Raw genomic sequence first — 23,651 nt, forward strand, 5'->3', positions numbered from 1 at the left:
CATCCCGGGATTCCCGCATACATACCTCCTTTCTTGATACTCGCTCAATGTTTGCACAATGTACCACAAGGAGCCTTATTCATGACAACAAGCCCCACTGCCAGAAGAGTACAGGAAGAGCTTCACAGGCGCGGCTTTGATTGCACTGTCATCGAGCTCTCGACACCTACACGCACCGCGAAAGAGGCTGCTCAGGCTGTTGGCTGTGGCGTAGAGCAGATTGTCAAATCGCTGATCTTTCGGGCAACCGACAGCAATAGCCCCATTCTTGTCGTTGCTAGCGGGTCCAACCGCGTCAACGAGGCCAGAATCAGTCAGCTTGTAGGCGAGCCAATCGCGAAAGCGGACGCAACCTTTGTGCGCGAACGCACCGGGTTTGTGATTGGTGGCGTTGCTCCCATCGGTCATAAAGAGCCTATTCGCACATTTATTGACGAAGATCTCCTTCAATATAGCGAGATCTGGGCCGCCGCTGGAACACCCACCTCTATTTTCAAACTCACCCCACATGATCTACAGACGATGACAGATGGCCAGGTCGTCACAATCAAATAGCACGCCACATCGGCCCTCCGGGGCCGATTTTTGGGTCCGCTACCGCTGAAAAACCTCCAGAAACGCTCTATTTATGATGAGACGAGAAAACATGTTTCTCCCTCTCAGAACACAGAAGGAGATTTTACCTCTGGACTTCACATTGAGCTCATAAAAAATGAGGATACGATTTTACCTCTTTATGAATAATAAATCATAATTCCCTCTTCAGTTTTGAATTGCCTCTCTAAGTAATATTGTTCCCAACAAAAACCGTTATAAATATGCTATTCTTAATATATAAATATACCGCTACTTACCTCAGGGTATTTTGTTCTCCACATTATGCCAAGTGGAATGTGAAGTTGAAAAGGAGGAAATTAATTTGTTAGCCACTGTTTGGCAAACGTTTCGGAAGGCTCCCAATACCCTCAAGAATGAGGAGAAACTGGGAGATTTTACTGCTACGCCCAGGGTGATCTGGCTTTCAATCCTTGCTATCGTTATTGGCATCTTCAGCACTTTTATTGCCCTTGTTCTATTAACCTTGATTCGCTTCTTTACCAATCTCTTCTTCTTTCAGCGCTTCAGTATTGAGGATGTTTCCCCTGCTACCAATCATCTGGGTATCTTTGTGGTGATTGTTCCTGTAGTAGGTGCATTGCTGATCGGTCTGATGGCCCGGTATGGTTCGGAGCGCATTCGTGGGCATGGCATCCCCGAAGCGATCGAAGCTATTCTCGTAAATGGAAGCAAAGTCGATCCCAAAGTAGCACTGCTGAAACCTGTGTCAGCAGCCATTTCTATCGGCTCCGGTGGCCCCTTTGGCGCGGAAGGGCCAATCATCATGACAGGTGGAGCATTCGGCTCAATGATCGCCCAATTCTTCCATTTTTCGAGTGCCGAAAGAAAAATCATGCTGGTTGCCGGGGCCGCCGCTGGAATGTCGGCAACCTTCGACGCACCCGTTGCCGCAGTACTGCTCGCCGTGGAATTATTGCTGTTTGAATGGAAACCACGCAGCCTGATTCCTGTCGCGCTGGCAAGCGTGACTGCGGGCTTTCTACGCTACTACTTCCTGGGCGCTGGCCCGCTCTTCCCGGTCCCGGCTCATCCTGCGGCCCTCGATTTCTGGGCACTACTGGCCTGCATTGCGACAGGAGTTCTGGCAGGGCTGCTTTCCTGCCTTGCAACCATCCTTGTCTATGCCTTCGAGGACCTGTTCCACCGCTTACCGCTTCATTGGATGTGGTGGCCAGCCATAGGAGCGATCGCGGTCGGCGTCGGCGGCCTGATTTTCCCGCCAGCCCTGGGCGTTGGATATGACAATATCGGAACCATACTTCAGGGAAACACGACTCTGACGCTGCTCTTCGGTATCCTGATTGTGAAACTGTTGATCTGGGCGATCGCGCTTGGCTCGGGAACCTCGGGCGGCGTGCTGGCACCGCTGCTGATGGTCGGGTGTGCCCTGGGAGGTCTCGAAAGCTTCATCTTCCCTCATCAAGGCGGCGGCTTCTGGGCCCTCCTTGCCATGGGGGCGATGCTGAGTGGTACAATGCGCGCCCCCTTGACGGGAGTCATCTTTGCGCTTGAGCTGACCCATGATCTCAACGCGCTGGTTCCGTTGCTGATCACCTGCATGCTCTCGTATGGCTGCACCGTTCTCCTGATGCGCCGCTCGATTCTAACCGAAAAGATCAGCCGCCGGGGCTACCACCTCAGCAACGAATACGCGATCGATCCCCTGGAAATCCTGTTTGTACGAGAGGTCATGCGCACCAACATTATCGCGCTGCCAACACAGGTGACACGAGATAACCTGATACAGCTACTCAACAGCAAGCAACTCAAGCAGGGGAAACAACTGCTCTTCCCGGTCATTGATGAGCAGAAGCATATTCAGGGCGTTCTCACACGCAACGATCTTACCCGGCTGATCGATGAGGTGCCTGCCATAGGCACGCATCCCCTTTCGACCTATCTGAAGACGAACCCCATTGTCGCCTATACTGATGAAAACCTGCGCACAGTAGCCTATCGTATGGCCCAGACCGGACATACCCGCTTCCCTGTGGTGGAACGAGCCCACCCTGATATATTGGTAGGCATCGTTGCGCTGAGCGATCTGTTGAAAGCGCGTTCACGCAACCTGCATGAAGAGCGACAACGTGAGCGTATCTTCCAGATTCATACTCTGTTTTCCTCTCGAACCAGAGTACCGGTTAAATAAGAGGATAAGGGAGGGTCTGAAATGTCCCTCCCTTTCTCCTGATTTTGTGAGATAATGAAACCATGAAACTCATAAACCCATGAATACGTACTAGGTAGGGGAAAACTTCTTCTCAATCAAACTATCTCCGAAAAGTAAGGAGAGAAAGAGTATCGTGATTGAACAGTCAATACACTCCTCGGAAGGGGACAAGGTCGCAACGAAGACGATCTTAGTGGTCGATGATGATCTAGACATTGGCTCCTGGTTAGTTCAAGCCATCGCGGAAGAAACGCCATACGAAGCCTTCTACGCACAAGACGCCTTCGAGGCGTTGCGCATATTACAGGATCAACCCTGCGATCTTTTCCTTTTAGACTATCAGCTCCCGGGCATTAATGGCCTGGAACTTTATGATATGCTCTGTTCGTCTATGGGCATCGACGTGTTGCCCGCTATTTTTATCAGCGCAAGCACCAGACTCCCACAACAGGATATTCAAAGGCGCAATTTACGCAGCCTCAATAAACCTTTTGAACTCGACGAACTTTTGCACACCCTGCATGAACTTCTAGAAGAGCCAGTCTAAATGCAACATCCCGCTCGGGAGTTCTTTATCAGAGAGGGCGTGGAAGTGGAATATCACTATATAGTATAACAGAGACGGTATAATAAAAGAGAAGCGTTTCTAGAGTTGTTTCCAATGCGCTCAAACGTTTTCAAACAGAGTTTTGATGGCATACCCGTGGCTGCAATCGCGGGAATGCTTTCATTGCAGTTGTTCAAAGGAAGAAGGTAGAGAATTTTATGGACACATCCACTAAGAAACAGGTTCTACGCATGTTTACCTACGGCTTGTACGCCGTTGGCTGCGTGGATGGAAACGACGTAAACGCGTTTACCGCGAACTGGCTGACACAGGTCTCTTTTGAACCACCTCTTATCGCTGTCTCCGTCGAGAATGATGCCAAATCACTCCCGATGATCCAGCGAAGCCGCAAATTCACCGTGAATGTGCTTCGTTCGGGACAGCGTGAACTGGCTGGCAACCTCGGGAAATCCGCACTGAAATACCCCGACAAGCTGAAAGATATCCCTTATGAACTGATCGAAGAACAGTATCTGGTGCTCAAGGATGCGCTGGCCTGGGTTGCCTGTGAAGTCCGGCATACCGCACCGGCTGGCGACTCAACCCTGATTATCGCCGAAGTTGTAGGCACCGGTATCCTTGCTGAGGGACAGCCACTGACAATGACAGAAACTGGCTTCCGCCACGCAGGCTAAAGGAGTTTATATGCAACAACAGAGCAGCATTTCTGCTGCATCGGCATATCAATGTCCATTCTGTCAAAAGGAGCACCTGAGCGGATATATTCTCCGGGAAAGTGCCTCGTTCTACATAGTGGTTGACCACGCCCCTCTACTCAAAGGGCATCTCTTGATTATCCCGAAAAAGCACTATAGCTGCTATGGAGCGGTCCCTGCCGAGCTGGATAACGAACTCCAGGAGCTCAAGCAAGAGGTTGCACACTTCTTTTCATGCTTCTATCAACAAATCGCATACTGGGAGCATGGTGTCTTCCACCAATCCGTCTTTCATGCACACCTCCACTGCTTCCCGCTCGGACCAGCCCGCTATGATCTGAGCGAGCAACTTCATGTTCACATAGTGAAATCTCAGGATGATGTCAGACAGTGGTACCAGCAACACGGCCACTATTTCTACTTTCAGAGCCCCTCGCAGCCCGAACAGCAGGGGCTCATCTTTCCGCCAGATCGCGGCATCTATGATCGCATTGCACGGCAGGTCATCTGGCCCTCGGTTGCCGCTCAAACCGGACAGACGCGCTGGCATACGGCAGCGGAACGGCTTGCCGTCGGACAGCCCGCTATAGCCGAAACCCGGCTGTATTGGAAGCAGTTCCAGACAGGTTGTCAGATCAGCTAACAACGTACAAAGATGCATCAGAATGCGATATAATACTTGAGAGCTCTTGCGGATGCAGAGCACAGGATGCAATCGTTCAATAGTGCTTAGAAAGGCAAAAAGATCAATGGCGATCCGTAAAGCAGGTTTTAAAGTAGGTGTCATTGGCTGCGGCCTTATGGGAAGCGGCATCGCACAAACATGTGCGCAATCAGGTTATGAAACAGTGGTGCGTGAGGTCAATCAGGAGCTGCTTGATAAAGGACTCGCGCGCATCTATTCCGCCTGGGAAATGATGGTCAACAAGGGGAAAATCACCCAGGGCCAGGCCGACGAACATAAAGCACGTTTGCATGGTACGGTGCGACTGGAAGACCTCGCGGACTGCGATATTGTGATAGAAGCAATCATCGAGAACATGGAGGAGAAGCTGCGGCTCTTCCCTGCGCTTGATGCGATCTTGAAACCCGAAGCCCTTATCCTGAGCAACACCTCTTCGCTCAATATCACTCAAATGGGCGCTGTGACCAAAAGACCAGAACAGGTATGCGGACTTCACTTCTTCAATCCAGCACCTGTTATGAAACTGGTCGAGATCGTCAAAACACTCTCCACCTCCGAGCAGACCATTGAAACGGTCCGTGAATTCGCTATTTCGCTCGGGAAAACGCCGGTGCTGGCGAAAGATACAGCCGGGTTTATTGTCAATTTCCTGCTCATTCCCTATCTGTTGGCCGCGATTCGGATGCTTGAAAATGGAATGGCAAGCAGGGAAGACATTGACACTGCGATGAAGTATGGATGTGGCTACCCAATGGGCCCCCTGACGCTGCTCGACTATGTAGGGCTGGACACCACCCTGTGGGCAGCAGAAGCTATTTACGAGGAGTATAAAGAGCCACTTTATGCGCCGCCACCCCTGCTGAGGCGTATGGTGAATGCCGGAATGCTCGGTCGGAAAAGCGGTAAAGGCTTCTACGATTACAGCGAGACCAAATAGCACAAAAAAGAGGGATGAGAGCATACGCTTTCATCCCTTTTGTTCTTTCTGCTTTGCTCTATGCCAACCCTAGCGACTCACAGCAGATGCGGCAACCCGACCCGGGTTCTTCGGCATAATCTTACGCCGCTCGCCAACAAACTTCTGAGGCTTCGGCGCTACTTCCTCCGGGTGGAAGGAACCGCTTGCATCAGTATTGATACCAGGATAGTTCGGACCGTAGTTATAATGGCCTGTCTGTGCCGGGGATAGCGGAGAACGACCAAAGAGAGGTACGCCGTTCAACGCCGGTAGCGTTCTATCCTCAACATCATCGTACAGGTCATCCGGTACGGTGTTCAAACCACGCTTGAGCAAATCATCTTCGCTCACAGTCAGGCGCAGAGCGTTACCCTGGCTTGTCTCCTCAATCACATCATGAGGGACATAGAGCACCTTCGCAACAATATCACCGCGTTCAGCTAGAATATAATGACTAAAACGCGCCTCCACCCTACCGAGCCAGTTTCCATCTTTATCGACAACTTCCTGTCCAATCTGGAAACGAGAAGCAGTCTCTACCACTTTATAGCGCTCTTTTGGCTTTTTCATCGGATCTTCCAGTGCCCACCCCATAATACCGACAATGATAAAGGGGGCTCCGACATACGTCAGAATGGCACTATCAGGAAAACCAAGCATGCCAGCGACGGTGATAAAGATGGCCACCGTTAAAATCAGAGGCCACAGGCTCGGATTGGGAAGATGGATATGATGCTCTTCTTCTGCGCTCGTCGCCTCCGCCTGTTCAACTACGGGGGATTGTTTTGCCTCGTCTGCTGCGAGACTAGCACTTCGAAGAGTACTGTCCATAAGCTCCGCTTTCCTCTAAGAAAATGTGTACTATCCGCGAGGACTGCTTCTTCCCTTGCATTGTCCTTGATCTAAGCATAGCACAATCCTCGCGGTTTGACCAGTAGCAGCCCTTGCTTGCTTTCTACTGGCGAGGTCAAGGATAGTGTTTCTCATATTATAAGAGGGTTGATCAACCCCTTTCAGCATCAATACGCATTCATTCCTCTAAAGCCGATTTGAGAGCAGATATTCTTTCATTTCCTTCTAAAAGGGTGATATTTTCTGTTTTTCTATCGTATTATAAAGTACACAAAATATTTTCTGTGCGCCTGTTTTATGATCCTGTAATCTGTATTTCGTTCTATTATATTGTTGAATGTGATTAGGAGATCACAGGATGGATACAAAAGATACGCTCTCCTCCCCCGATGAAAGCGCCAGGCCAGCTCTTCCTGAGGACGTTGAACAGCCAGAACAACACGCCGAAGCAGTTCCAGAGCCGAAGAAGTCCCCGACGCCGATGCAAGAATCACTGCGTCGCTTCAGGCGTGATACTCGTTCCATGATCTGTTTGGCAATCATGATTCTCTTTCTCCTGATCCCTCTGATTGGCCCGCCGATCTACCGCAATATCGGGCCAGTCATGACCACCTCGACCGGCACACAGATACATCCGCAAGAATATCGTGACCCTTATCATCAGGAGCTTGATAATCAGGATCAGGGACCATCGGCCTATTATTGGCTGGGGACTGATAGCATTGGTCGCGACTTACTGGCACGTCTGATGCAGGGCCTGCTTATCTCCTTTGCCGTCGCTATTGTCGTTGAAATTGTCACCGATGTTCTGGGCCTGATAGTAGGCACTTTAGCAGGCTACTTCGGTGGCTGGATGGACCAGATTCTCGCCAGATTTACTGATATCATGTTCGCGTTTCCCGGACTGCTGTTTGCCATTCTTCTGACAGGGATTTTCGGCTCATCGGCGGATACCTTTTTTGACAAGGTTCCGCTTGTTGGCGGCAACGGCTATGCGCGTCTGATTCTGGTCTCCTGTGCGCTCTCACTGGTATCATGGCCATTGGTTGCACGGCTAGTTCGAGGACAAACGCTTCAAATTAAAGAACAGCCCTTTATCGAAGCCGCCCGCGCCTCGGGAGCATCCAGCAGCAAGACCATTATTCACCATATCATCCCGAACCTCTTCTCTCTCATTCTGGTTCAGATATCATTGAGCATTGGAGGGACCATTATTGGTGAGGCCGGACTGAGTTTCCTCGGTCTGGGTGTCCAGCCTCCCGGTTCCAGCATTGGTCTGATGATTAATGATGCCGCCAATCTGGTAGACACGTATCCCTGGGAAGTCCTCTTCCCGTCCATCGTCCTGACCATTATTGTGCTCTGTCTCTCATTTATCGGTGATGGCATGCGTGATGCCTTTGACCCCCGCTCGAAAGATTAAGCCAGCAATGGTCCCCGGCGCGTCTTGTTCCGGGGACCATTGCTGCTAGGCAGTTACCTGGTGCAACAAAAGATCTTCCTCATAGATCCGTCGAATAATCGACTCAATCTCTGGCTCTTGAAAGGTCACATCACGCAACGTCACCCGCTGTCCAAGCCAGGCCACCAGCTCATGAGCAGGCATCGCATCTCGATGGAACTGCAACCAGATCTGCGGTCCATCAGTGCGGACCAGCTGCACCTGCGCTGGCAGATCAGGTAGCAGAACCTCACCCGCCTCATCGCGAGGAAGCTGTTGCAAAGCCGACTGCTCCAACACCGCAATCAACATGCGATCCTTACCAAAGGTATTGCGGATCTCGGTAACCGTGCCATCATACAGCTTATGCCCATGATCGATAATCACCATACGCTGACAGAGCGCCTCGATATCGTCCATATCGTGCGTTGTCAATAGAATCGTCGTACGGCGTTCGGTATTGAGCCGCTGCAAGAACTCCCGGATGCGCGCTTTCGCAACCACATCCAGGCCAATCGTTGGTTCATCCAGATAGAGAAGTTCCGGTTCATGTAATAGCGCTGCCGCGATATCGCCACGCATACGCTGCCCTAGAGAAAGCTGACGCACCGGCGTATCAAGAAATGCCTTCAGATCTAGCAACTCACAGAGTTGTGCCAGATTGGTCCTAAATCGTGTCTCGGGCACCCGATAGAGATGCCGCAGCAATCGAAGCGAGTCAATAAGTGGGAGATCCCACCACAACTGTGAGCGCTGCCCGAACACAACCCCGATCTTCGCGGCCAGTTCACGCCTTCGTTCAATCGGCACCAGCCCCGCAACGCGAATCGAGCCACCTGACGGCTGCAAAATACCGGTCATCATCTTGATGGAGGTACTCTTTCCAGCACCGTTCGGCCCAATCAGCCCTATCATTTCGCCACGCTCCACACGCAACGAAAGCCCCTGCACCGCATGCACAAGTTGCAACTCCGGATTCACAATACTTCTCAACCCACCCAGAAAGCCCGGGCGGCGCTTTGCCAACCGAAATACTTTGCTGAGATGCTCTATCTCGATAATTGCGGACATAGCACAGTTCCTTCCTTATCTTCCTAACTTCCTGTCCCCTGATAATGGCGAATCCCGATACGCCAGAGCAGCGAGGAGAGGAAGGCAAAGACAACAGCACAGATTGGAGAAAGAAATGCAACAAACGCAGGAAAGCCAAAAGGCAATGGCCTCCCTAGAACATAGCAAGTCGGAAAGTACGCACCAAAAGCGATAGGCACGATAAACGTAAAGAAATGCTGTAACAGATCATTATATATAGTGAGAGGATATTGCATCATCTCACGTCCACCGTGCGTCACCATATTGATAAGTTCGGTTGTTTCCACCGTCCAGAAGCAAATCACCGCACCAATAAGAAAAAGCGCTAGAAAAATCGTTGCTGTGCTTAGAATGCCCAGAAACAGCACAAGCACTTTATCCAGCGTCCAGAGACTACGCGGAAGCAGCACCAGGGCCAGACAAAACACCAGAATGCCCTGTGTCACACGCCCGAACTTGCGCAACGCGAACTCGCTTCCAAGCACCTGAAGGAAAACGCTATTCGGACGCAACAGGAAGCGGTCAAAAGACCCCTGCCGAATGATCAGCGAGAAATGATCAATGCCCTCCCCAAACACATCAGCCAGCCCGAAACTGGTATAGGTAAGAGAACAGAGCAAAAGGACCTCACCTACTTTCCAATCCAGCAAGGAAGGGAATGGGATAAAGTAGAGCAACAGAGCCACAAACTCCAGACCTGTCATCAACAGGTAGGCACCAATATCAGCAAGTAGGTTGAGCTTATACTGAAACTGTGACCGCACCTGAAGCTCCAGAAAATGCCCATATAGACGCAGATCATCAAGCACATTTTGAAGCATGTTCTTCTCCTATCCTCCCTGCGCAATGACACGACGCGTAGCACGCACTGTCAGAAAGCGCATGACAAGGATCATTCCGACACTCCAGCACAGCAAACAGACAAAAGCCCATCCCATTTGTGCGGGGCTCACCTTGCCCAGTAATACCTGGATTGGAAAGTTCATCAGACCATTAAAGGGAAGGACTTGTGCCAGCCCATAGAGCCACCCCGGCAGGAAATACAACGGGATATAGGAGCCGGCAAAGAATAACGCCACCGTGACCGCCAACCAGACCATTGCCCGCGCCTCCACTATCCAGAACGCAATGATGTTGTAGAGGTAGCGATAGGCTATCCCCAGGACAATCGCCAGCAGAAATGCCAGCACGAAGATCAGTAGCTGCAAAGACCCGGCAGGGAAACCGAGATTGAACAACAATGTTCCAGCAATATAAATTGGTACTCCCCGAAAGAGCGTGTAATACAGGCTGCGTCCCAGTTCACGGCTGAACCAGTACCAGCAGAAATCACACGGCTTACTCAGATCTGAGACAACTTCACCTGTACGAATGGTGTTCATGAGGTCATACCAGGCGAACGGCATAACGACCATCAGGAGCGCTTGTGCCAGCCAGGTATAGCGCAATGTATCCGTCACTGTATACCCGTCAACAGATTGCCTGGCATGATGCAGTGCGATGATTACAAAGCTAAACAGAGAGCCAAAAAACGTATTTGTTATCAGACCCGCAATATTTGCCCAACGATATGCCAGTTGCCTCCGAAACGAGGCAAGAGCAACATGGAAATAAAAAGGGAACATAATCTCTTACCTTGCCTTTTTTGTTCGATGCGCAAACAGAAGCCACTGTCGCACTCCTGGAAGAGGGCAACATGCTCCAGATGCGTATTTCAGGACAACACTTAAGTGGATGGATCTTTTGAGGGCATGCGGAAACACAGGATAGTGAGGAACCATCCTGTTCAATTGCACAACAAAGGTAAGGACCTGAGATTATAGCATACTACTCATGGGCTGTCAATTATTTTGCCTCATGCATTTGCTGGTCAGAGCCTTTTTGCGGTTCTTCCTGCAGCGAGTTTAGTAAAGGAACTGATGGCGGCTGCTCACGAGGAGTCTGTTCGTGAAGAGGGGTCGTCATTCTCTTACTCGGGTGCGCCCGCTCTGCCGGGAGCTGCTGATGATAATACAGGCGATTAGAGAGTAACGCATGATTGGCATTCATCGCTACCTGCATCGACTCAACTATCTGTCCAAGTTGCTCTATACTTTGAAACAGCTCATGGATCTGGGCGTTGCTGGAAAAGGGAGAAGCCTGTTCGCGCTGTAGATCTTCACGGATACTGTGGAATTGCATGGTCAGATAATTCTCTACATCTCTGAACCATCCCTCAAATGTCTGATGCAGCGTTGAAAGTCGTCGCTCCAGCACTTTATCAACAACCTCGGCAATATCATCCCAGGGTATCTCGGTCTGCACCTCAATCGTGTCATAATCGGCGGCATGGTGTTCATGATGCTCACCTTCGCCATCATAGTGAGAGGAGAGATGCTGATTAAAAAGCTCCTCGATTGCAAGGAGCTGTGCCGCGAGCGCGTTTTCCGTTGTTCCTTGAAACTGCTGTCGTTGTTGTTCTAGTTGTCGCTCCATACTCTGCGTCATATCTCGCCGCCAGGATGTGTGCTGCTGCTTCATTTGCTCGTTCCATTGATGCTGTTGCGTGTTCAAACGCTGCGTCAGAGTGCGATACATGTCTTGTTGAAAAGAGGATAAGCGCTGCTCTAGCTCGCGTCGAAGCCCATTGAGGCGCTGATCAAATGTATGTTCCAGCTCTCGGCGATGAACAGACAATCGTTGCTCAAGTATTGTGTTAAACGCCTGTAACTCATCTTGCGTAAACGCCATGATCCCCCTCCTCTTGCATTCTGGCAGCTTACTAACGTATGATGCCAGTATAAGTTTACCTGAACGTGATGTCAATGAGCGCCTGTTAGAACGCCAGAGATGGCTATTTTCCAGGAGGAATATATATGCCTCGGGCTATAGACTTTCATGTACATCTTCCAACGACGGAATTTATGCAGGTCACGCTTGGCCCCTATGCAAAGGCCGCCGAACGCTATTTTCGCACCGAAGTTCGGCTCAAGGACATCGAACAGATCGCGGCTGATTATGCCGAACAGGATATCATTGGCGTACTCCTTGCCTGGGATGCGGAAACTGCGACCGGGCTTCCGCCACTGGGCAATGACTATATCGCCACCATCGTTAATCGGTACCCGGACCAGTTCATCGGCTTTGCCAGCGTCGATCCCCACAAAGGCAGAGCAGCCATCAAAGAAATAGAGCGGGCCGTCAAAGAGCTTGGCCTGGCAGGCGCGAAATTTCACCCGGGCGTACAGGCCTTCTATCCCAATGATCCACAGTTCTACCCCCTGATGGAGAAGATTCAAGAGTTGCGCATACCTGCCCTCTTCCATACAGGGACGAACGGTCTGGGCGCAGGAACCCCCGGCGGCATGGGCATTAAGCTTGACTACACCCGCCCGATTTATCTCGATACACTTGCCGCCGATTTCCCTGACCTTATTATTATAGGCGCACACCCATCCTGGCCCTGGCACGAAGAGATGATCGCCATTATGCAACATAAGACCAATGTGTATAATGACCTTTCTGGATGGGTACCCAAACGCATCCCACAAGAGCTGCTTAAAGTAGCCGCCACGCGCCTTCAGGACCGCTTTCTCTTTGGCTCTGACTATCCATTTATTACGCCGCAACGCTGGTTTAAAGACTTCGATACACTGAACTACTTCACGCCTGAAGTACGAGATAAACTACTCTGGAAAAATGCCCAGAAGCTCTTAGCACATACGCGCGTCGCGCAAATGGAATTTAGCAGTGCCGTTCAAGCTTCGTAGACAGTTACCCGAGAGCAGAGAGCACGATTTCACTCTGCTCTCCCTATGGAATCCTCCTCCTACAACTTTTCGCCCTCCAAAAATAGCCTCTTCTCACGTCTAGCCCAAAAAGATCATTCTGTTGCGGGATTGCAGAAGATCAGCTTATCCTACAAAGGGGAGACCACGCGAAATCGTCGCGACAAAACGGCTCAGTTTTTCATCAATATATTCAAACAAGTATACATTTTACCAATAACTCCAAAAGACTATGTCAGAAGGAAGATCAATTTATGTCAGCACATGGACGCGACAACAACCACAAGCCTTCTTTCCGCTTTAACAAAAAGCTCCATCTTCCAATCATTCTCTTGGCTATACTCAGTGTCTCGCTCTGGGCTGTTGGCTCCTTTGCCGCAGGTATTGCCGCTGCTGAAGACGAAAAGAACAGAGCGCTGACCATTACACCAACGCCTGGCCCATCACCAACAATAGTATTTACACCCACTCCAACACCAACCATTGAGCCGACACCCAGCCCGACAATTACCGGCGATTCAACGCCGATTGGCAATCCGGGCAACATTCCCAATGTGATTACCAATGGCAGTCGCAACCGGCTTGAAATCGCCCTGACATTCGATGATGGCCCCCATCCCCAGTACACGCCTCAGGTCCTTCAGATTCTCAAGCGCTATAACATTAAAGCGACTTTTTTCTGTCTGGGCCAAATGATCCAGGAGAATCCTGACCTTGTCAGACAGGAACACCAAGCGGGCCATGTGGTCGCCAGCCATAGCTGGAGCCACCCCGATCTCACTACACTTTCAATGGACCAGCTACAAAAAGAACTGAAAAATACATCTGATTTAATCTATAACACTATCGGTGAGCGTCCAACTCTGGTACGACCTCCCTACGGAAGCTACAACAATAACGTCGTACAGGTAGCAAACAGCCTTTCCGAAAAAATCATCATCTGGGATGTTGATACCAACGATTGGCAGCGCAAAGGCGTTGACTCGATCGTAAACACCGCTTTTCAGGAAGCAGGAAAAGGTTCTATCATTCTGATGCATGACGCTGGCGGAGAGCGCTCGCAAACAATAGCCGCCCTGCCACGCATTATTGAGGGCTTAAAGGCGCGTGGCTATAGCTTCGTCACTGTCCCTGAGCTGCTCTCACATATGGGATAAGATCATCCTGAGAGACTATCATTTCACAGATAGTCTCTCTTCTTTCAGCACTTATTCCCCTTCTTGTAAAATGATAAGATACAAGGATAAAAAGGCATCTACTACATGCTTCAAGGAGGGCAAACCACATGAGCGAGCTGGAACACCTTCTTCCCCTTCAGAATACCCTTGGTGAGGGCCCTCGCTGGAATGAGGTCACACAGCGCCTGTACTGGGTCGATATCGTCAACAAATGTTACTACCACTACACACCCGCTACCGGCCACTATGAGCAGATCCATGTCGGCACCCAGATCGGGACACTGGCATTTCGAGAGCAAGGCAATCTGATTCTGGCGACGCAGGAGGGCTTCGCTTTCTGGGATGAACAAACCCGACAGCTTCACCACCTGATAAACCCCGAGGCGGAGAAACCCCATATGCGCTTCAATGATGGAGCTGTTGACTGCCAGGGACGCTTCTGGGCTGGCAGCATGGATGAATATGAACAAGAGGATACTGGCTCCCTCTACCGGCTTGATCCTGATGGTTCACTTCATAGAATCCTTACTAATCTGGGAATCTCCAACGGGATTGGCTGGAATCCCGACAACACCATCATGTATTTTATCGACTCCCCACGCCGTACTATTTCCGCATTCGATTTCAATGCCACCACCGGCACCATCTCCAACGAGCGTCCCCTTGTAACTATCACTGATGCAGGCACCATCCCCGACGGGTTAACCGTTGACAGCGAAGGGGGCATCTGGTGTGCTCACTGGGGAGGAGCAAAGATCGTGCGCTATACACCAGATGGCGAGGTTGAACGCATCATCCCGATCCCTGCGCCCCATGTTACAAGCTGCACCTTCGGCGGCCCACGTATGGATGAGCTCTATATTACAACTGCCCGCAAAGCTCTCTCCACCGAGCAACTGGCTCGTTCCCCCTTCTCCGGTGACCTGTTCCGTCTGAAGGTTGGCATTCAGGGACTTCCCGTCTACCGTTTTAAAGGATAATGCACACACAACAGGGCCTTTCTCTCAAGGTCCTGTTCTCTGGATATATCGGCACAGACGGGAACTATTGACCAGCTTTCATCGTCTCCTCAAATAGGTATATCTCTATCTGCTTTATCAACATTCAAGACTACACATTTGGGAGTTTCTATACGATGAAAAAAATCAGGTTGCCGAAAACGAGAAAAGCTCGTGTTCTCTACGGGATAGGAGGAAGTCTTCTCATCCTGATTCTTCTAGTTATTGCCATCAACACGATCAATCATCTCTCAAGAGGACGGACGATCCAGTCTACTGTTCTTCCGTCCAGTATCCAGACCGATTCAAGTACTGGCAAACCCACACTGACAAACACCAACGGCAAAAACGCTATGCCGCCCTCAAAAGAGCAGACAGACACCTCATCCACTACCACCCCGCAACAGCTCATCAAAAGCCTGAACGTCTCAATGGAGTTTCAGGACCCAACGAAGACAGCAAAAGAGCTGGAGCACTGGATTATGCAGACCGATCCTAAAGCCAGCAGCGAAGGCATTCAATATCAACGCTCATATACATCTGCATACGTCATCACAATGACCTTTTCGGTGCAGGCAAACATCTACCCACAAGTACGAGCCTATTTAACCGACTATGCCAAACAACATCAGGGACAACTGCTGTCTCTGCAGGAGGCCATTCAAGATGTGACAGATAGCACAATTGATCTGAAATCCCGGATCAAGAATCTGGAAGTTGAGCGGGACCGCCTGAACACACTAATGAAGCAGGCAACCGAGATGGCTGATATTCTTGCCATAGAGGAAAAGCTATCAACGGTTGAAACCGATATCGAGCGCTATCAAACGCAACTCGATTCCCTATCCAAACAAACGACAATGTATCCGGTGACGATCACCCTGTCACCCCTAAACACAACAGTTCCCACAACGCCCGATACTCCTTCCTGGAATATTGGCGAGGTGTTCGCGGAGGCATGGAGTGCGTCTCTGGAATTTGCTCAGACATTAATCAGTATTGTCATCTGGCTCCTGGCCTTCAGCATCTACCTGATTCCGCTCGCGCTCATTGTCTGGTTGATTCGGATGTTCCAGAAAAAACGTGTTCAGACCATCGCTCCCAAGATAGCGACAACCGCACCGGTGGAACCCCATACCTTCGAGCCAGCAGAGCCCGATAACGAGAAACAGCCTGCCGAACTCACTAAATAATATCGAAAAACAAGGGAGTAGAGCGTGCAGCCTCCACTCCCTGCCCTCTTCTCTTGCTATAATACGGCAAAACAAAGAAGAGATGGAGAACACCGTTTTGCAACAAGAGCAACTCACAGTCTACCTTCAGCGACAGCAGCATATCAGTGAAGAAGAGGCATTATGGCACCTGCTACGCATGCAGCTAAACTGCTATCTGATCCAGGAGCTTCCCCCGCTTGAGTTGGTAACCTCGGTTCGGTGCATCGTCTTTCAAGAGGAACAGGTTCTTGTCGTCAAAAATCCTTTCAACGTGCATATTCAGCCAGGCGGAAGGCGCGAGCAAGGAGAAAGTCTGGAAGAGTCATTGCGGCGCGAACTCCTTGAAGAGACCGGTTGGGAGATCCAACAACCCTCGCTTCTGGGAGTCAAGCATTTTCACCATATAACCCCCAGACCGGAAAACTACCAGCACCCTTATCCTGACTTCCTGCAACTCGTCTATTGTGCCCGGGCAACGCTCTATAGACCAGAAGCAAAAGAGGTTGACGGCTTTGAACTCGGGGCGGATTTCCTCCCTGTTGCTGAGGTGAAACAGCTTACCCTGACTGCCAACGAGCGCATTTTCCTGGAAACCGCGCTACAAACACTCGGCATTTGCGACTAGTCTCTAAGCAAGCGCGTCAAGCATCGCCCGAATAAAGCCGACAGCAACCGCAACCCAGTCGAATTCCCGGGTCCAGGCCACCCATTCCTGCTGGGTTGGCCATCCGGGTCGATAGCGGCTCACCATCTCGCGTGGCATCATAATCGCCCACTTACTCCCCTCACCCAGACCACCCGGGGTCAGACGAACACAGATATTAAAGACATTCTCCTGTGGCAAGCGCTTTTTCCAATCAGGCATTGTCTTCAGCAGCGCCTCCTGTCTCCACTGTGTAAACAGGACTGGCTTCTCTTCCCCGGCCTCCTGACGCACCGTCGTCACCTGCCCGAGTACAACCGAGCGCTCCCACTCAGGAAATCGTAGCCAGACCGAATAGCGATACTCATTCAGCCCCATCCCCACCAGAAACGCCTCGCGTCCTTCGCGGGTTAAACGTCGTTCAGTATCATTCTGCCAGAACTGCACCATTGCATCGAGTCGTTTTCGTTTCTCTGCTTCACTGGCCTTTGCCAGCGGCCCCGTAGCCGATGGATATTCCATATTCGCTCTTCCTTTCAGCTTCTATTCCAGTGCTCTAGAACCAGCGGGCATCTCCCGTTGTAACCAGTCCTGCAAATCGAGAGATAAAGGTGCAACAAAGGTTCGTTCTTGCTTTTCAGGATAATGTCTCACAGTGATACTTCTTGCATGTAAGAACTGACGTGTCAGGCCAAGCTGTTTAGCCTGCTCCGTCGCATAGAGCTGATCGCCGACAATCGCCCATCCAATTGCCGCGAGATGAGCGCGTATCTGATGCGTTCTCCCAGTGATTGGATGCACGTTCAGCAACGCAAAGCCACGCTCAACAGCCAGTACCGTACAGGCTGTCAGCGCGTCCTGCCCACCCTCAATGACAACGCAGCGCCGATAATCCTCGGGATCACGCCCCAGAGGGCCCTGAATCACAAATTCGCAGCCCTGGCATATCACCTGATCTGGCGATCCTTCTAACGGCACAAGCTCTCTATTCTGGCTGATTGAGACCGTACAGGTCGTTCGAGGGCGCGTCCACTCGGGTGCCCCCTGAGACACAACCGCAAGATAGCTCTTCTGAATCGAGCGCTCCTCAAACTGTTTGACCAGAAAACGGCGCGAACGCTCTGTACGAGCCAGTAATACCACGCCCGAGGTATCCTTATCCAGACGATGTAACAAACAAGGACGAGGCAGCAGCCCTTCTTCTCGGTCGATCCTCTCATACATCTTTTGCCGCAGCATAGCCTGCACCTCAAGCGGCGCTTGTGCCCACTCCGGTTTATCTGGCGGTCGAGGAGGCGTCCAGCTCTCTTGCTCCTGACAGGCTAGCAGTGCTAAGATAGCATCCCACATCGTGCCATCTGCATGCTTATATGTCGGATGAATAACCAGCCCTGCCGGTTTATTCACAGCAAGGAGATAGTGATCTTGATAAATTACCGGGATATGAACCATTTCCATGAGCTGAGTATAGATTTCCAGAAAAAGAGCGTCAATAGGGAGAGTGAACCAATAGTCCTGGTATACCAAACAGGGCAGGGAAGCGGGGTCAGAAATCAGGTGCGTGCCCCTGGTTCTGGCATATCTCTACTACCGTATTTTCCTCCATGTACAAGCATGATAGAATGGTAACAAACATTTGCTAAGAAACACTATTGCAAGCAAATAAAGAGGTCATAATACATGTCATCAATTCGCTATTTTGAAGAGCCGACATTGCGAAATCCCATTGCTATTGTGGCGTTCAGCGGCTGGAATGATGCTGCCGAATCAGCCACAACAGTAATGAATCATCTCATCAACCTCTGGGCACCAACAAAAATAGCCGAGATAGAGAACGAGGACTTTTTTGTCTATACGGAGACCAGACCAACCCTCAAGTACGTCGAGAGAGGACGACGTGAGGTGATCTGGCCTACACATCGCTTTCTCGTTCATCGTGATCCAGAGCGCGACCGGGATATCATCCTCTTTCTTGGCCCCGAACCACAGTTGAAGTGGAAGACGTTCAGTAAAGCATTCCTGGAGGTCTGCCATCACTTCCACGTGTCGGAAATCGTGTTTCTTGGCGCTCTTCTTGCAGACATTCCCCATTCTATCAATGTTCCTGTTACCGGCTCTTCAGAAGATGCAGCCATTCAGCAGCGACTTCGCTCGTTTGATCTGCCAGCTTCCGATTATGAAGGCCCTACAGGTATTGTTGGGGTCCTGCATGAAGCCTGTCAGCAGGAAAATATCGATGCTGTGAGCTTCTGGGCTGCCGCTCCGAACTACCTTGACACCGCGCCCAACATCAAAGTCGCCGCGGCCTTGCTCACCTACCTGAACAGGTATCTGGAACTTGATCTGAACCTGAGTGTTGTCTATGCAGAGGCCGAGCGCTTTGAACAGCAGGTTACCGAAATGGTTGAAAGCGATCCCGAAGCCAGCGAATACGTTCGCCAGCTAGAGGAACAGATGGATGAGGATGAGGATGAGGATACCATATCCATATCTTTCAAACCAGATTTCCTTGAGGAAAGTAGCCCCCTGCCACAGGCAGACCTGATTATTCGCGAGATCGAAGAACTACTTCGGAAAGAACGCGAAAAGAAACCGCAAAAACACTACGATGATGATGAAAAGGATTGCGAATGAATAAAGAGCTCTACAATCTGAAAGAGATTCTTCATCCGCGTTCTGTCGCCATTCTGGGAGCCTCCCGCGCTCCCCAGAAATGGGGGCATGTTGCCGCCAAACAACTGATTCAGGGCGGCTTTCAAGGCGACATTTATCTGATAAACCCGACCAGCAAGGAGATCCTCGGGCGTCCAGTCTATCCTTCACTGCTCGACGTTCCAGGACCTGTTGATCTGGCCGTCATCGCGACCGCATTTCCCCATGTTCCTCAAGCCGTTGACGATTGTATTGCACATGGCGTCAAAGGTATCGTCATTATTACAGCAGGCTTTAGCGAAACCGGCCCCGAAGGGCGTGAGCTTGAACAGAAGCTGGTCGCTCGCTGCCGTGAGCACGGCATTCGGATTATCGGCAGCAATTGCATGGGGTTGTACGTTCATCAGTCAAAGGTCAACGCACTCGGCATGGTCTTTCCGCTACCTGAAGGCCCCATTGGCCTCGTCTCACAGAGCGGAAACCTGGGAATGTATTTCTACGCACAGGCCCATCTCGACGGTCTGGGCTTTACCACCTTCCTGAGCCTGGGCAACGCAGTTGATGTCAATTTCCCTGAGTGCATGCAGTATCTGGCCGACGACCCGAACACAACCGTAATCGCGGGCTATGTTGAAGCCATTGAGGAAGAGACGTTGCGCCAGGTTACGAAAGAGATGTACGACCGAGGACACTACAAACCAGTCGTGATCCTGCTCAGCGGCGCAACAGAAGTCGGTGTACGCGCTGCTCTGGCACATACCGGTTCACATGCCACTGTGCGTCCGGATCATGATACCAGTCTGCTTGGCAGCGGCGTTGTGCGCGTGATTCGCTCAGACGAGCTTTTCCCGGTCGCTCAGGCGCTAGCAACACAGCCCCCCACGCCACATGGCGGACGACGCATCGCGATTATCGGTGATGGGGGCGGCAGCTCGGTCGCGACCGGCGATGCAGTCATCCGCGCAGGACTGGAAGTGCCCATTCTCAGCGAGGAAACGCAGCAAAAACTCCGAGCCCTGATGCCCGCCCGCGCTACCTCTACCAATCCGGTCGATGTCGCAGGTGCCGCTGATGAGGATCCGCTTTCTTTCGCGCATCTGGCCGAGGTCTGTGTCAAAGATCCTGATATCGATGGCGTTATTATTACGGGCCTCTTCGGAGGCTATCGCTGGCTCCTTTCCGAAGAGTTTGGACCACGCGAGGAGGCCGCAGCGCGGGCAATTGGTGAGTTGGTTCGCCAGTATCAGAAACCAATCCTGATCCAGACCATCTACGCACGCCACGATATCCCGGCGCTCCGTATTCTGCGCGAAGAACGCGTGCCCTATTACGAGTCCGTTGAGATTACCTGCCGGGCTATGGCCGCGCTCTCCGAAGTCGGACAATTTCTGGAAAAGCAACAACAAGAAGCATAAAAAAGCATACAGCGTTCAGAGGGAGGCGTGAACACGCTCATGCCTTCCTCTGTTTTCTGCTTTATATCTCAAAGGTCGCTTGTATGCGCCGCGTAATAGCATACGCCTCACTGACCATGCGCTCTATCAGCTCTCGCGTTGTTGGTATATCATGGATCAGGCCCGTCACCTGTCCCGCCCAGACAAACCCTTCATCTAACGCTCCCGCAAGCGCCGCCCGAACATTGACCGAGCCACGAATATAGGGCAACAGACGCTGGACACGCTCTTCAGCAGGCAGAGCGTCCTGCTCCATCTCCTTTTCAACCTGAAGAATCTGCTCGACCCGGGTACCCTTGAGTGCTCGTGCTGGCCGTCCGATCGCTCGTTCAATGATCAGTGTATCGGTTTCCTGCGCCTCGATCAGCGCTTGCTGATAGTGTGGATGTGCGTTGCTCTCCTGTACCGCCACAAAGCGTGTTCCAAGCTCGACCCCATCAGCTCCCAAAGCCAGCGCAGCAGCCAACCCACGTCCATCAGCGATACCACCACTTGCCAGCACCGGAATCCTGACAGACTCGATCACGCGTGGCGTCAAAACCATTGTACCGATATCGTCACGTCCGAGATGACCTCCCCCTTCAAAGCCGACTGCAATCACAGCATCCGCTCCAAGCGCTTCGGCCTTCTTCGCAGCACGTACACCCGCAACCAGCACCATTGTCTTCACCATCACCCCACTTTGCTGTATCCGCTTCAGGAGTTTCTCAGGGTTTCCGCCTGTAATGCTGATGACAGCAGGTTTCTCTTCCAGAGCGGCATCAAGAAAGGGTTCCAGAGGAATGTGGCCGATCGGAAAATTAACACCGAAGGGCTTATTGGTCAAACGGCGAGCTTTCTGAATATTCTCCTGCAACTCCTGTGGCGTTTGAAAACAGGCACAGCCAATCTGCCCCAGGCCTCCGGCATTGGAGACTGCGGCCGCCAGTTCAGCAAAGGAAAGATGCGCCAGACCACCCTGCACAATGGGATAGCGAACTCCCACCAGTTCCGTAAAGCGCGTCTGCATTCGTTCGGGCAATTGTACCATTCTTCTCTATACCTCTTTCTGAAATAAAAACGTGCCTGAAACGTTCTATCACATTTCAGGCACACCAATCAATTGTGGTTCAAATCGCATTATCTTTTCCTACATCAGAAGAGCGAGCCCGAGTACAAAAAGCAATACAATCACTATCAGCAGAGCGAAAAGCAGTACGGTAATCCTGCGGACATAGACCTTCGCCATGCTCCCCTCTGAACCGAGCATGTCATAGTATTCCTCTTCTGCAACCACCTCCTGGCTTAATGCAATCAACTCGCGAGTATGTTCAACTGGTTTTAAAGCCCCTTTTGCATGCAAGTACATATTAAATCGCACACCAGCAACGATTAATAACACGGGCATTACCAGTCCTAATAAGCCAAGCCAGTTCATGATTTCACCGTCCCTCTGGCACGCAGCCAGCACTACAGGGGCTCGTATTTCAGCATATCTATTCACTTTGACGCTGAAGCGATGCAAAAATAAAAAAAAAAGGTCGTCTTTCAAAGATCTTTTTCGAGATGACGACCTTCTTACTTGCTCTTTTACAGGATAAATCGCTTCTTACTGCTTACAACACAGCGGTTACTTTGCGCGAGGTCCCCTCACGCAAGAAGCCAAGCACGATCCGGTCTCCCGCTCCATGACTGCGAACGACCTGCTGTAGATCTTTTGGCTCAGTCACTACATGTTCATCAGCCGAAACAATCACATCCCGTCGCCTCAATTGTGCCCGCTCAGCAGGACTCTCACGCCGCACCTCTACAATCTCCATACCATAACGAGAGCGCAATCGATACTTTTGTCTCAGTGCCTCATCAATCAGCACTCGCATACCGCCAACTCCAAGCGAGACCCCAGATAGCGACGCCGCCTCCTGCTTCTGCATAATCCGCACAATCGCATCTTTGACTGTCTCTAACGGCACCGAGAAGCCAAGCCCCTGCGCCATCGGCATCATTGCCGTCGTAATGCCAACGACGCGCCCCAGACTATCAACCAGCGGGCCGCCGGAATTGCCGGGATTGATAGAGGTATCCGTTTGAATAAGATGTTCCATCTTATACTTGCCGGGTACATCCAGTGTGCGATCAAGGGCACTGACCACACCAGCCGTAACTGTCCAGTTCAATCCATAGGGATTCCCAACCGCAACCACCAATTGCCCTACCCGCAAAGGAGCTTTCCCAAGTTCAGCAACGGGAAGCCGATCGGCCCCAATACGCAGAATCGCAACATCTACTGAAGGATCACTTCCTACAAGACCTGCATCAAAGGTGCGCCCGTCGGCCAGCGTCACCCGAATTCGGCGAGCATATTCGACCACGTGCGCATTCGTGAGGATCTGTCCATCTGAGGAATAGATGAAGCCGGAACCAATGCCGCCCCCATACTCAGGGCGAGCCGTAAACCGCCCGTACCGCTCATGCTCAACGTCTATCCGTACCACGGCAGGGCCCACACGCTCCGCCGCAGTGATAACCGCGTGAGAATAAGCGTCAAGCGCTTCCGTATCTTTCTCGAAGATTGCCATAGCTGGTACCATACCTTCTTTGTGGAACCATCATCAGTACCGATATGTGCGAGGCTATGACTCTCCTATTTCTCTCAAGTGATCTCTATTGTATCACAATAGCAGCAT

At 51.2% G+C, this 23,651-nt stretch carries 24 protein-coding genes; 14 read left to right on the forward strand and 10 right to left on the reverse strand.

Annotation, left to right across the window (positions count from 1 at the left end):
* Positions 1–81: 81 nt before the first annotated feature.
* From EI42_RS10515 to EI42_RS10540, 6 genes are all read left to right on the forward strand, one after another.
* Positions 82–555 carry a YbaK/EbsC family protein gene (locus EI42_RS10515; RefSeq protein ID WP_111321608.1) on the forward strand — a complete coding sequence of 158 codons (474 nt, stop codon included), beginning with the start codon at positions 82–84 and terminating at the stop codon, positions 553–555.
* 364 nt (positions 556–919) lie between these two features.
* Positions 920–2,767, forward strand: a complete 1,848-nt coding sequence (locus tag EI42_RS10520) for a chloride channel protein (protein WP_111321610.1) — start codon at positions 920–922, stop codon at positions 2,765–2,767.
* A 154-nt stretch (positions 2,768–2,921) separates the two neighbouring features.
* Positions 2,922–3,335 carry a response regulator gene (locus EI42_RS10525; protein ID WP_170142526.1) on the forward strand — a complete coding sequence of 138 codons (414 nt, stop codon included), beginning with the start codon at positions 2,922–2,924 and terminating at the stop codon, positions 3,333–3,335.
* A gap of 218 nt (positions 3,336–3,553) precedes the next feature.
* Positions 3,554–4,030 carry a flavin reductase family protein gene (locus EI42_RS10530; RefSeq protein WP_111321614.1) on the forward strand — a complete coding sequence of 159 codons (477 nt, stop codon included), beginning with the start codon at positions 3,554–3,556 and terminating at the stop codon, positions 4,028–4,030.
* A 10-nt stretch (positions 4,031–4,040) separates the two neighbouring features.
* Positions 4,041–4,694, forward strand: a complete 654-nt coding sequence (locus tag EI42_RS10535) for an HIT family protein (RefSeq protein WP_111321616.1) — start codon at positions 4,041–4,043, stop codon at positions 4,692–4,694.
* A gap of 106 nt (positions 4,695–4,800) precedes the next feature.
* Positions 4,801–5,673 carry a 3-hydroxyacyl-CoA dehydrogenase family protein gene (locus EI42_RS10540; RefSeq protein ID WP_111321618.1) on the forward strand — a complete coding sequence of 291 codons (873 nt, stop codon included), beginning with the start codon at positions 4,801–4,803 and terminating at the stop codon, positions 5,671–5,673.
* A 69-nt stretch (positions 5,674–5,742) separates the two neighbouring features.
* On the opposite strand, the gene EI42_RS10545 is transcribed toward EI42_RS10540, so the two are convergent.
* On the reverse strand, positions 5,743–6,525 hold the full coding sequence (locus tag EI42_RS10545) for a hypothetical protein (RefSeq protein ID WP_111321620.1): 783 nt from the start codon (positions 6,523–6,525) through the stop codon (positions 5,743–5,745).
* A 379-nt stretch (positions 6,526–6,904) separates the two neighbouring features.
* Here EI42_RS10545 and EI42_RS10550 point away from each other — a divergent pair, with 379 nt between their 5' ends.
* A complete protein-coding gene (locus tag EI42_RS10550; RefSeq protein ID WP_111321622.1) occupies positions 6,905–7,969 on the forward strand; it encodes an ABC transporter permease in 1,065 nt (354 codons plus the stop codon).
* A gap of 45 nt (positions 7,970–8,014) precedes the next feature.
* Here the strand turns inward: EI42_RS10550 and EI42_RS10555 are convergent, their stop codons facing one another.
* The 4 genes from EI42_RS10555 to EI42_RS10570 all read right to left on the reverse strand — a co-directional run bounded on the left by EI42_RS10555 (position 8,015) and on the right by EI42_RS10570 (position 11,809).
* On the reverse strand, positions 8,015–9,058 hold the full coding sequence (locus EI42_RS10555; RefSeq protein WP_111321624.1) for an ABC transporter ATP-binding protein: 1,044 nt from the start codon (positions 9,056–9,058) through the stop codon (positions 8,015–8,017).
* A 23-nt stretch (positions 9,059–9,081) separates the two neighbouring features.
* A complete protein-coding gene (locus tag EI42_RS10560; RefSeq protein WP_111321626.1) occupies positions 9,082–9,900 on the reverse strand; it encodes an ABC transporter permease in 819 nt (272 codons plus the stop codon).
* A gap of 9 nt (positions 9,901–9,909) precedes the next feature.
* Positions 9,910–10,704: an ABC transporter permease gene (locus tag EI42_RS10565; protein ID WP_111321628.1), complete on the reverse strand. Its 795-nt coding sequence runs from the start codon at positions 10,702–10,704 to the stop codon at positions 9,910–9,912.
* Positions 10,705–10,924: 220 nt separating this feature from the next.
* Positions 10,925–11,809 (reverse strand): hypothetical protein, encoded by an 885-nt coding sequence (locus EI42_RS10570; RefSeq protein ID WP_111321630.1) that lies wholly within the window; start codon positions 11,807–11,809, stop codon positions 10,925–10,927.
* Positions 11,810–11,934: 125 nt separating this feature from the next.
* Here EI42_RS10570 and EI42_RS10575 point away from each other — a divergent pair, with 125 nt between their 5' ends.
* The 5 genes from EI42_RS10575 (at position 11,935) to EI42_RS10595 (ending at position 16,861) form a co-directional block, all read left to right on the forward strand.
* Positions 11,935–12,828: an amidohydrolase family protein gene (locus EI42_RS10575; protein WP_111321632.1), complete on the forward strand. Its 894-nt coding sequence runs from the start codon at positions 11,935–11,937 to the stop codon at positions 12,826–12,828.
* Between the two features lie 272 nt (positions 12,829–13,100).
* Complete coding sequence (locus EI42_RS10580) at positions 13,101–14,003, forward strand: polysaccharide deacetylase family protein (protein ID WP_111321634.1); 903 nt, start codon at positions 13,101–13,103, stop codon at positions 14,001–14,003.
* Positions 14,004–14,131: 128 nt separating this feature from the next.
* A complete protein-coding gene (locus EI42_RS10585) occupies positions 14,132–15,004 on the forward strand; it encodes an SMP-30/gluconolactonase/LRE family protein (protein ID WP_111321636.1) in 873 nt (290 codons plus the stop codon).
* 155 nt (positions 15,005–15,159) lie between these two features.
* The gene (locus tag EI42_RS10590; protein ID WP_111321638.1) at positions 15,160–16,215 is read left to right on the forward strand and encodes a DUF4349 domain-containing protein; all 1,056 of its coding nucleotides are present in this window, start codon (positions 15,160–15,162) and stop codon (positions 16,213–16,215) included.
* An 82-nt stretch (positions 16,216–16,297) separates the two neighbouring features.
* Positions 16,298–16,861, forward strand: coding sequence for an NUDIX hydrolase (locus EI42_RS10595; protein ID WP_111321640.1), 564 nt, complete (start codon positions 16,298–16,300; stop codon positions 16,859–16,861).
* A 3-nt stretch (positions 16,862–16,864) separates the two neighbouring features.
* Here EI42_RS10595 and EI42_RS10600 read toward each other — a convergent pair whose 3' ends face one another.
* Together EI42_RS10600 and EI42_RS10605 are read right to left on the reverse strand one after the other, a co-directional pair.
* Complete coding sequence (locus EI42_RS10600; RefSeq protein WP_111321642.1) at positions 16,865–17,401, reverse strand: hypothetical protein; 537 nt, start codon at positions 17,399–17,401, stop codon at positions 16,865–16,867.
* 21 nt (positions 17,402–17,422) lie between these two features.
* Complete coding sequence (locus EI42_RS10605) at positions 17,423–18,337, reverse strand: RluA family pseudouridine synthase (protein WP_111321644.1); 915 nt, start codon at positions 18,335–18,337, stop codon at positions 17,423–17,425.
* Positions 18,338–18,559: 222 nt separating this feature from the next.
* On the opposite strand from EI42_RS10605, the gene EI42_RS10610 reads away from it, so the two are divergent.
* A complete protein-coding gene (locus tag EI42_RS10610) occupies positions 18,560–19,513 on the forward strand; it encodes a PAC2 family protein (protein WP_111321646.1) in 954 nt (317 codons plus the stop codon).
* Entirely contained in the window at positions 19,510–20,946 is a 1,437-nt protein-coding gene (locus tag EI42_RS10615) for an acetate--CoA ligase family protein (protein ID WP_111321648.1), read from the forward strand. The genes EI42_RS10610 and EI42_RS10615 overlap by 4 nt, the downstream gene beginning before the upstream one ends.
* 61 nt (positions 20,947–21,007) lie before the next feature.
* Here EI42_RS10615 and EI42_RS10620 read toward each other — a convergent pair whose 3' ends face one another.
* From EI42_RS10620 to EI42_RS10630, 3 genes are all read right to left on the reverse strand, one after another.
* Positions 21,008–22,015: an NAD(P)H-dependent flavin oxidoreductase gene (locus EI42_RS10620; RefSeq protein WP_111321650.1), complete on the reverse strand. Its 1,008-nt coding sequence runs from the start codon at positions 22,013–22,015 to the stop codon at positions 21,008–21,010.
* A gap of 99 nt (positions 22,016–22,114) precedes the next feature.
* Positions 22,115–22,516, reverse strand: coding sequence for a hypothetical protein (locus EI42_RS10625; RefSeq protein WP_111321652.1), 402 nt, complete (start codon positions 22,514–22,516; stop codon positions 22,115–22,117).
* A gap of 64 nt (positions 22,517–22,580) precedes the next feature.
* Positions 22,581–23,543 carry a S1C family serine protease gene (locus tag EI42_RS10630; RefSeq protein ID WP_170142528.1) on the reverse strand — a complete coding sequence of 321 codons (963 nt, stop codon included), beginning with the start codon at positions 23,541–23,543 and terminating at the stop codon, positions 22,581–22,583.
* Positions 23,544–23,651: the final 108 nt, after the last annotated feature.

Origin of the sequence: Thermosporothrix hazakensis, assembly GCF_003253565.1 — a bacterium.
GTDB lineage: Bacteria > Chloroflexota > Ktedonobacteria > Ktedonobacterales > Ktedonobacteraceae > Thermosporothrix > Thermosporothrix hazakensis.

Excerpts from the sequence above, each read along its gene's own strand:
- EI42_RS10570 (WP_111321630.1), bottom strand. The coding sequence starts at position 11,809 with ATGGCGTTTACGCAAGATGAGTTACAGGCGTTTAACACAATACTTGAG.
- EI42_RS10585 (WP_111321636.1), top strand. The coding sequence starts at position 14,132 with ATGAGCGAGCTGGAACACCTTCTTCCCCTTCAGAATACCCTTGGTGAG.
- EI42_RS10615 (WP_111321648.1), top strand. The coding sequence starts at position 19,510 with ATGAATAAAGAGCTCTACAATCTGAAAGAGATTCTTCATCCGCGTTCT.
- EI42_RS10575 (WP_111321632.1), top strand. The coding sequence starts at position 11,935 with ATGCCTCGGGCTATAGACTTTCATGTACATCTTCCAACGACGGAATTT.
- EI42_RS10555 (WP_111321624.1), bottom strand. The coding sequence starts at position 9,058 with ATGTCCGCAATTATCGAGATAGAGCATCTCAGCAAAGTATTTCGGTTG.
- EI42_RS10535 (WP_111321616.1), top strand. The coding sequence starts at position 4,041 with ATGCAACAACAGAGCAGCATTTCTGCTGCATCGGCATATCAATGTCCA.
- EI42_RS10605 (WP_111321644.1), bottom strand. The coding sequence starts at position 18,337 with ATGGAAATGGTTCATATCCCGGTAATTTATCAAGATCACTATCTCCTT.
- EI42_RS10630 (WP_170142528.1), bottom strand. The coding sequence starts at position 23,543 with ATGGCAATCTTCGAGAAAGATACGGAAGCGCTTGACGCTTATTCTCAC.
- EI42_RS10600 (WP_111321642.1), bottom strand. The coding sequence starts at position 17,401 with ATGGAATATCCATCGGCTACGGGGCCGCTGGCAAAGGCCAGTGAAGCA.
- EI42_RS10590 (WP_111321638.1), top strand. The coding sequence starts at position 15,160 with ATGAAAAAAATCAGGTTGCCGAAAACGAGAAAAGCTCGTGTTCTCTAC.
- EI42_RS10530 (WP_111321614.1), top strand. The coding sequence starts at position 3,554 with ATGGACACATCCACTAAGAAACAGGTTCTACGCATGTTTACCTACGGC.
- EI42_RS10595 (WP_111321640.1), top strand. The coding sequence starts at position 16,298 with ATGGAGAACACCGTTTTGCAACAAGAGCAACTCACAGTCTACCTTCAG.
- EI42_RS10580 (WP_111321634.1), top strand. The coding sequence starts at position 13,101 with ATGTCAGCACATGGACGCGACAACAACCACAAGCCTTCTTTCCGCTTT.
- EI42_RS10560 (WP_111321626.1), bottom strand. The coding sequence starts at position 9,900 with ATGCTTCAAAATGTGCTTGATGATCTGCGTCTATATGGGCATTTTCTG.
- EI42_RS10540 (WP_111321618.1), top strand. The coding sequence starts at position 4,801 with ATGGCGATCCGTAAAGCAGGTTTTAAAGTAGGTGTCATTGGCTGCGGC.
- EI42_RS10550 (WP_111321622.1), top strand. The coding sequence starts at position 6,905 with ATGGATACAAAAGATACGCTCTCCTCCCCCGATGAAAGCGCCAGGCCA.
- EI42_RS10565 (WP_111321628.1), bottom strand. The coding sequence starts at position 10,704 with ATGTTCCCTTTTTATTTCCATGTTGCTCTTGCCTCGTTTCGGAGGCAA.
- EI42_RS10610 (WP_111321646.1), top strand. The coding sequence starts at position 18,560 with ATGTCATCAATTCGCTATTTTGAAGAGCCGACATTGCGAAATCCCATT.
- EI42_RS10545 (WP_111321620.1), bottom strand. The coding sequence starts at position 6,525 with ATGGACAGTACTCTTCGAAGTGCTAGTCTCGCAGCAGACGAGGCAAAA.
- EI42_RS10620 (WP_111321650.1), bottom strand. The coding sequence starts at position 22,015 with ATGGTACAATTGCCCGAACGAATGCAGACGCGCTTTACGGAACTGGTG.
- EI42_RS10515 (WP_111321608.1), top strand. The coding sequence starts at position 82 with ATGACAACAAGCCCCACTGCCAGAAGAGTACAGGAAGAGCTTCACAGG.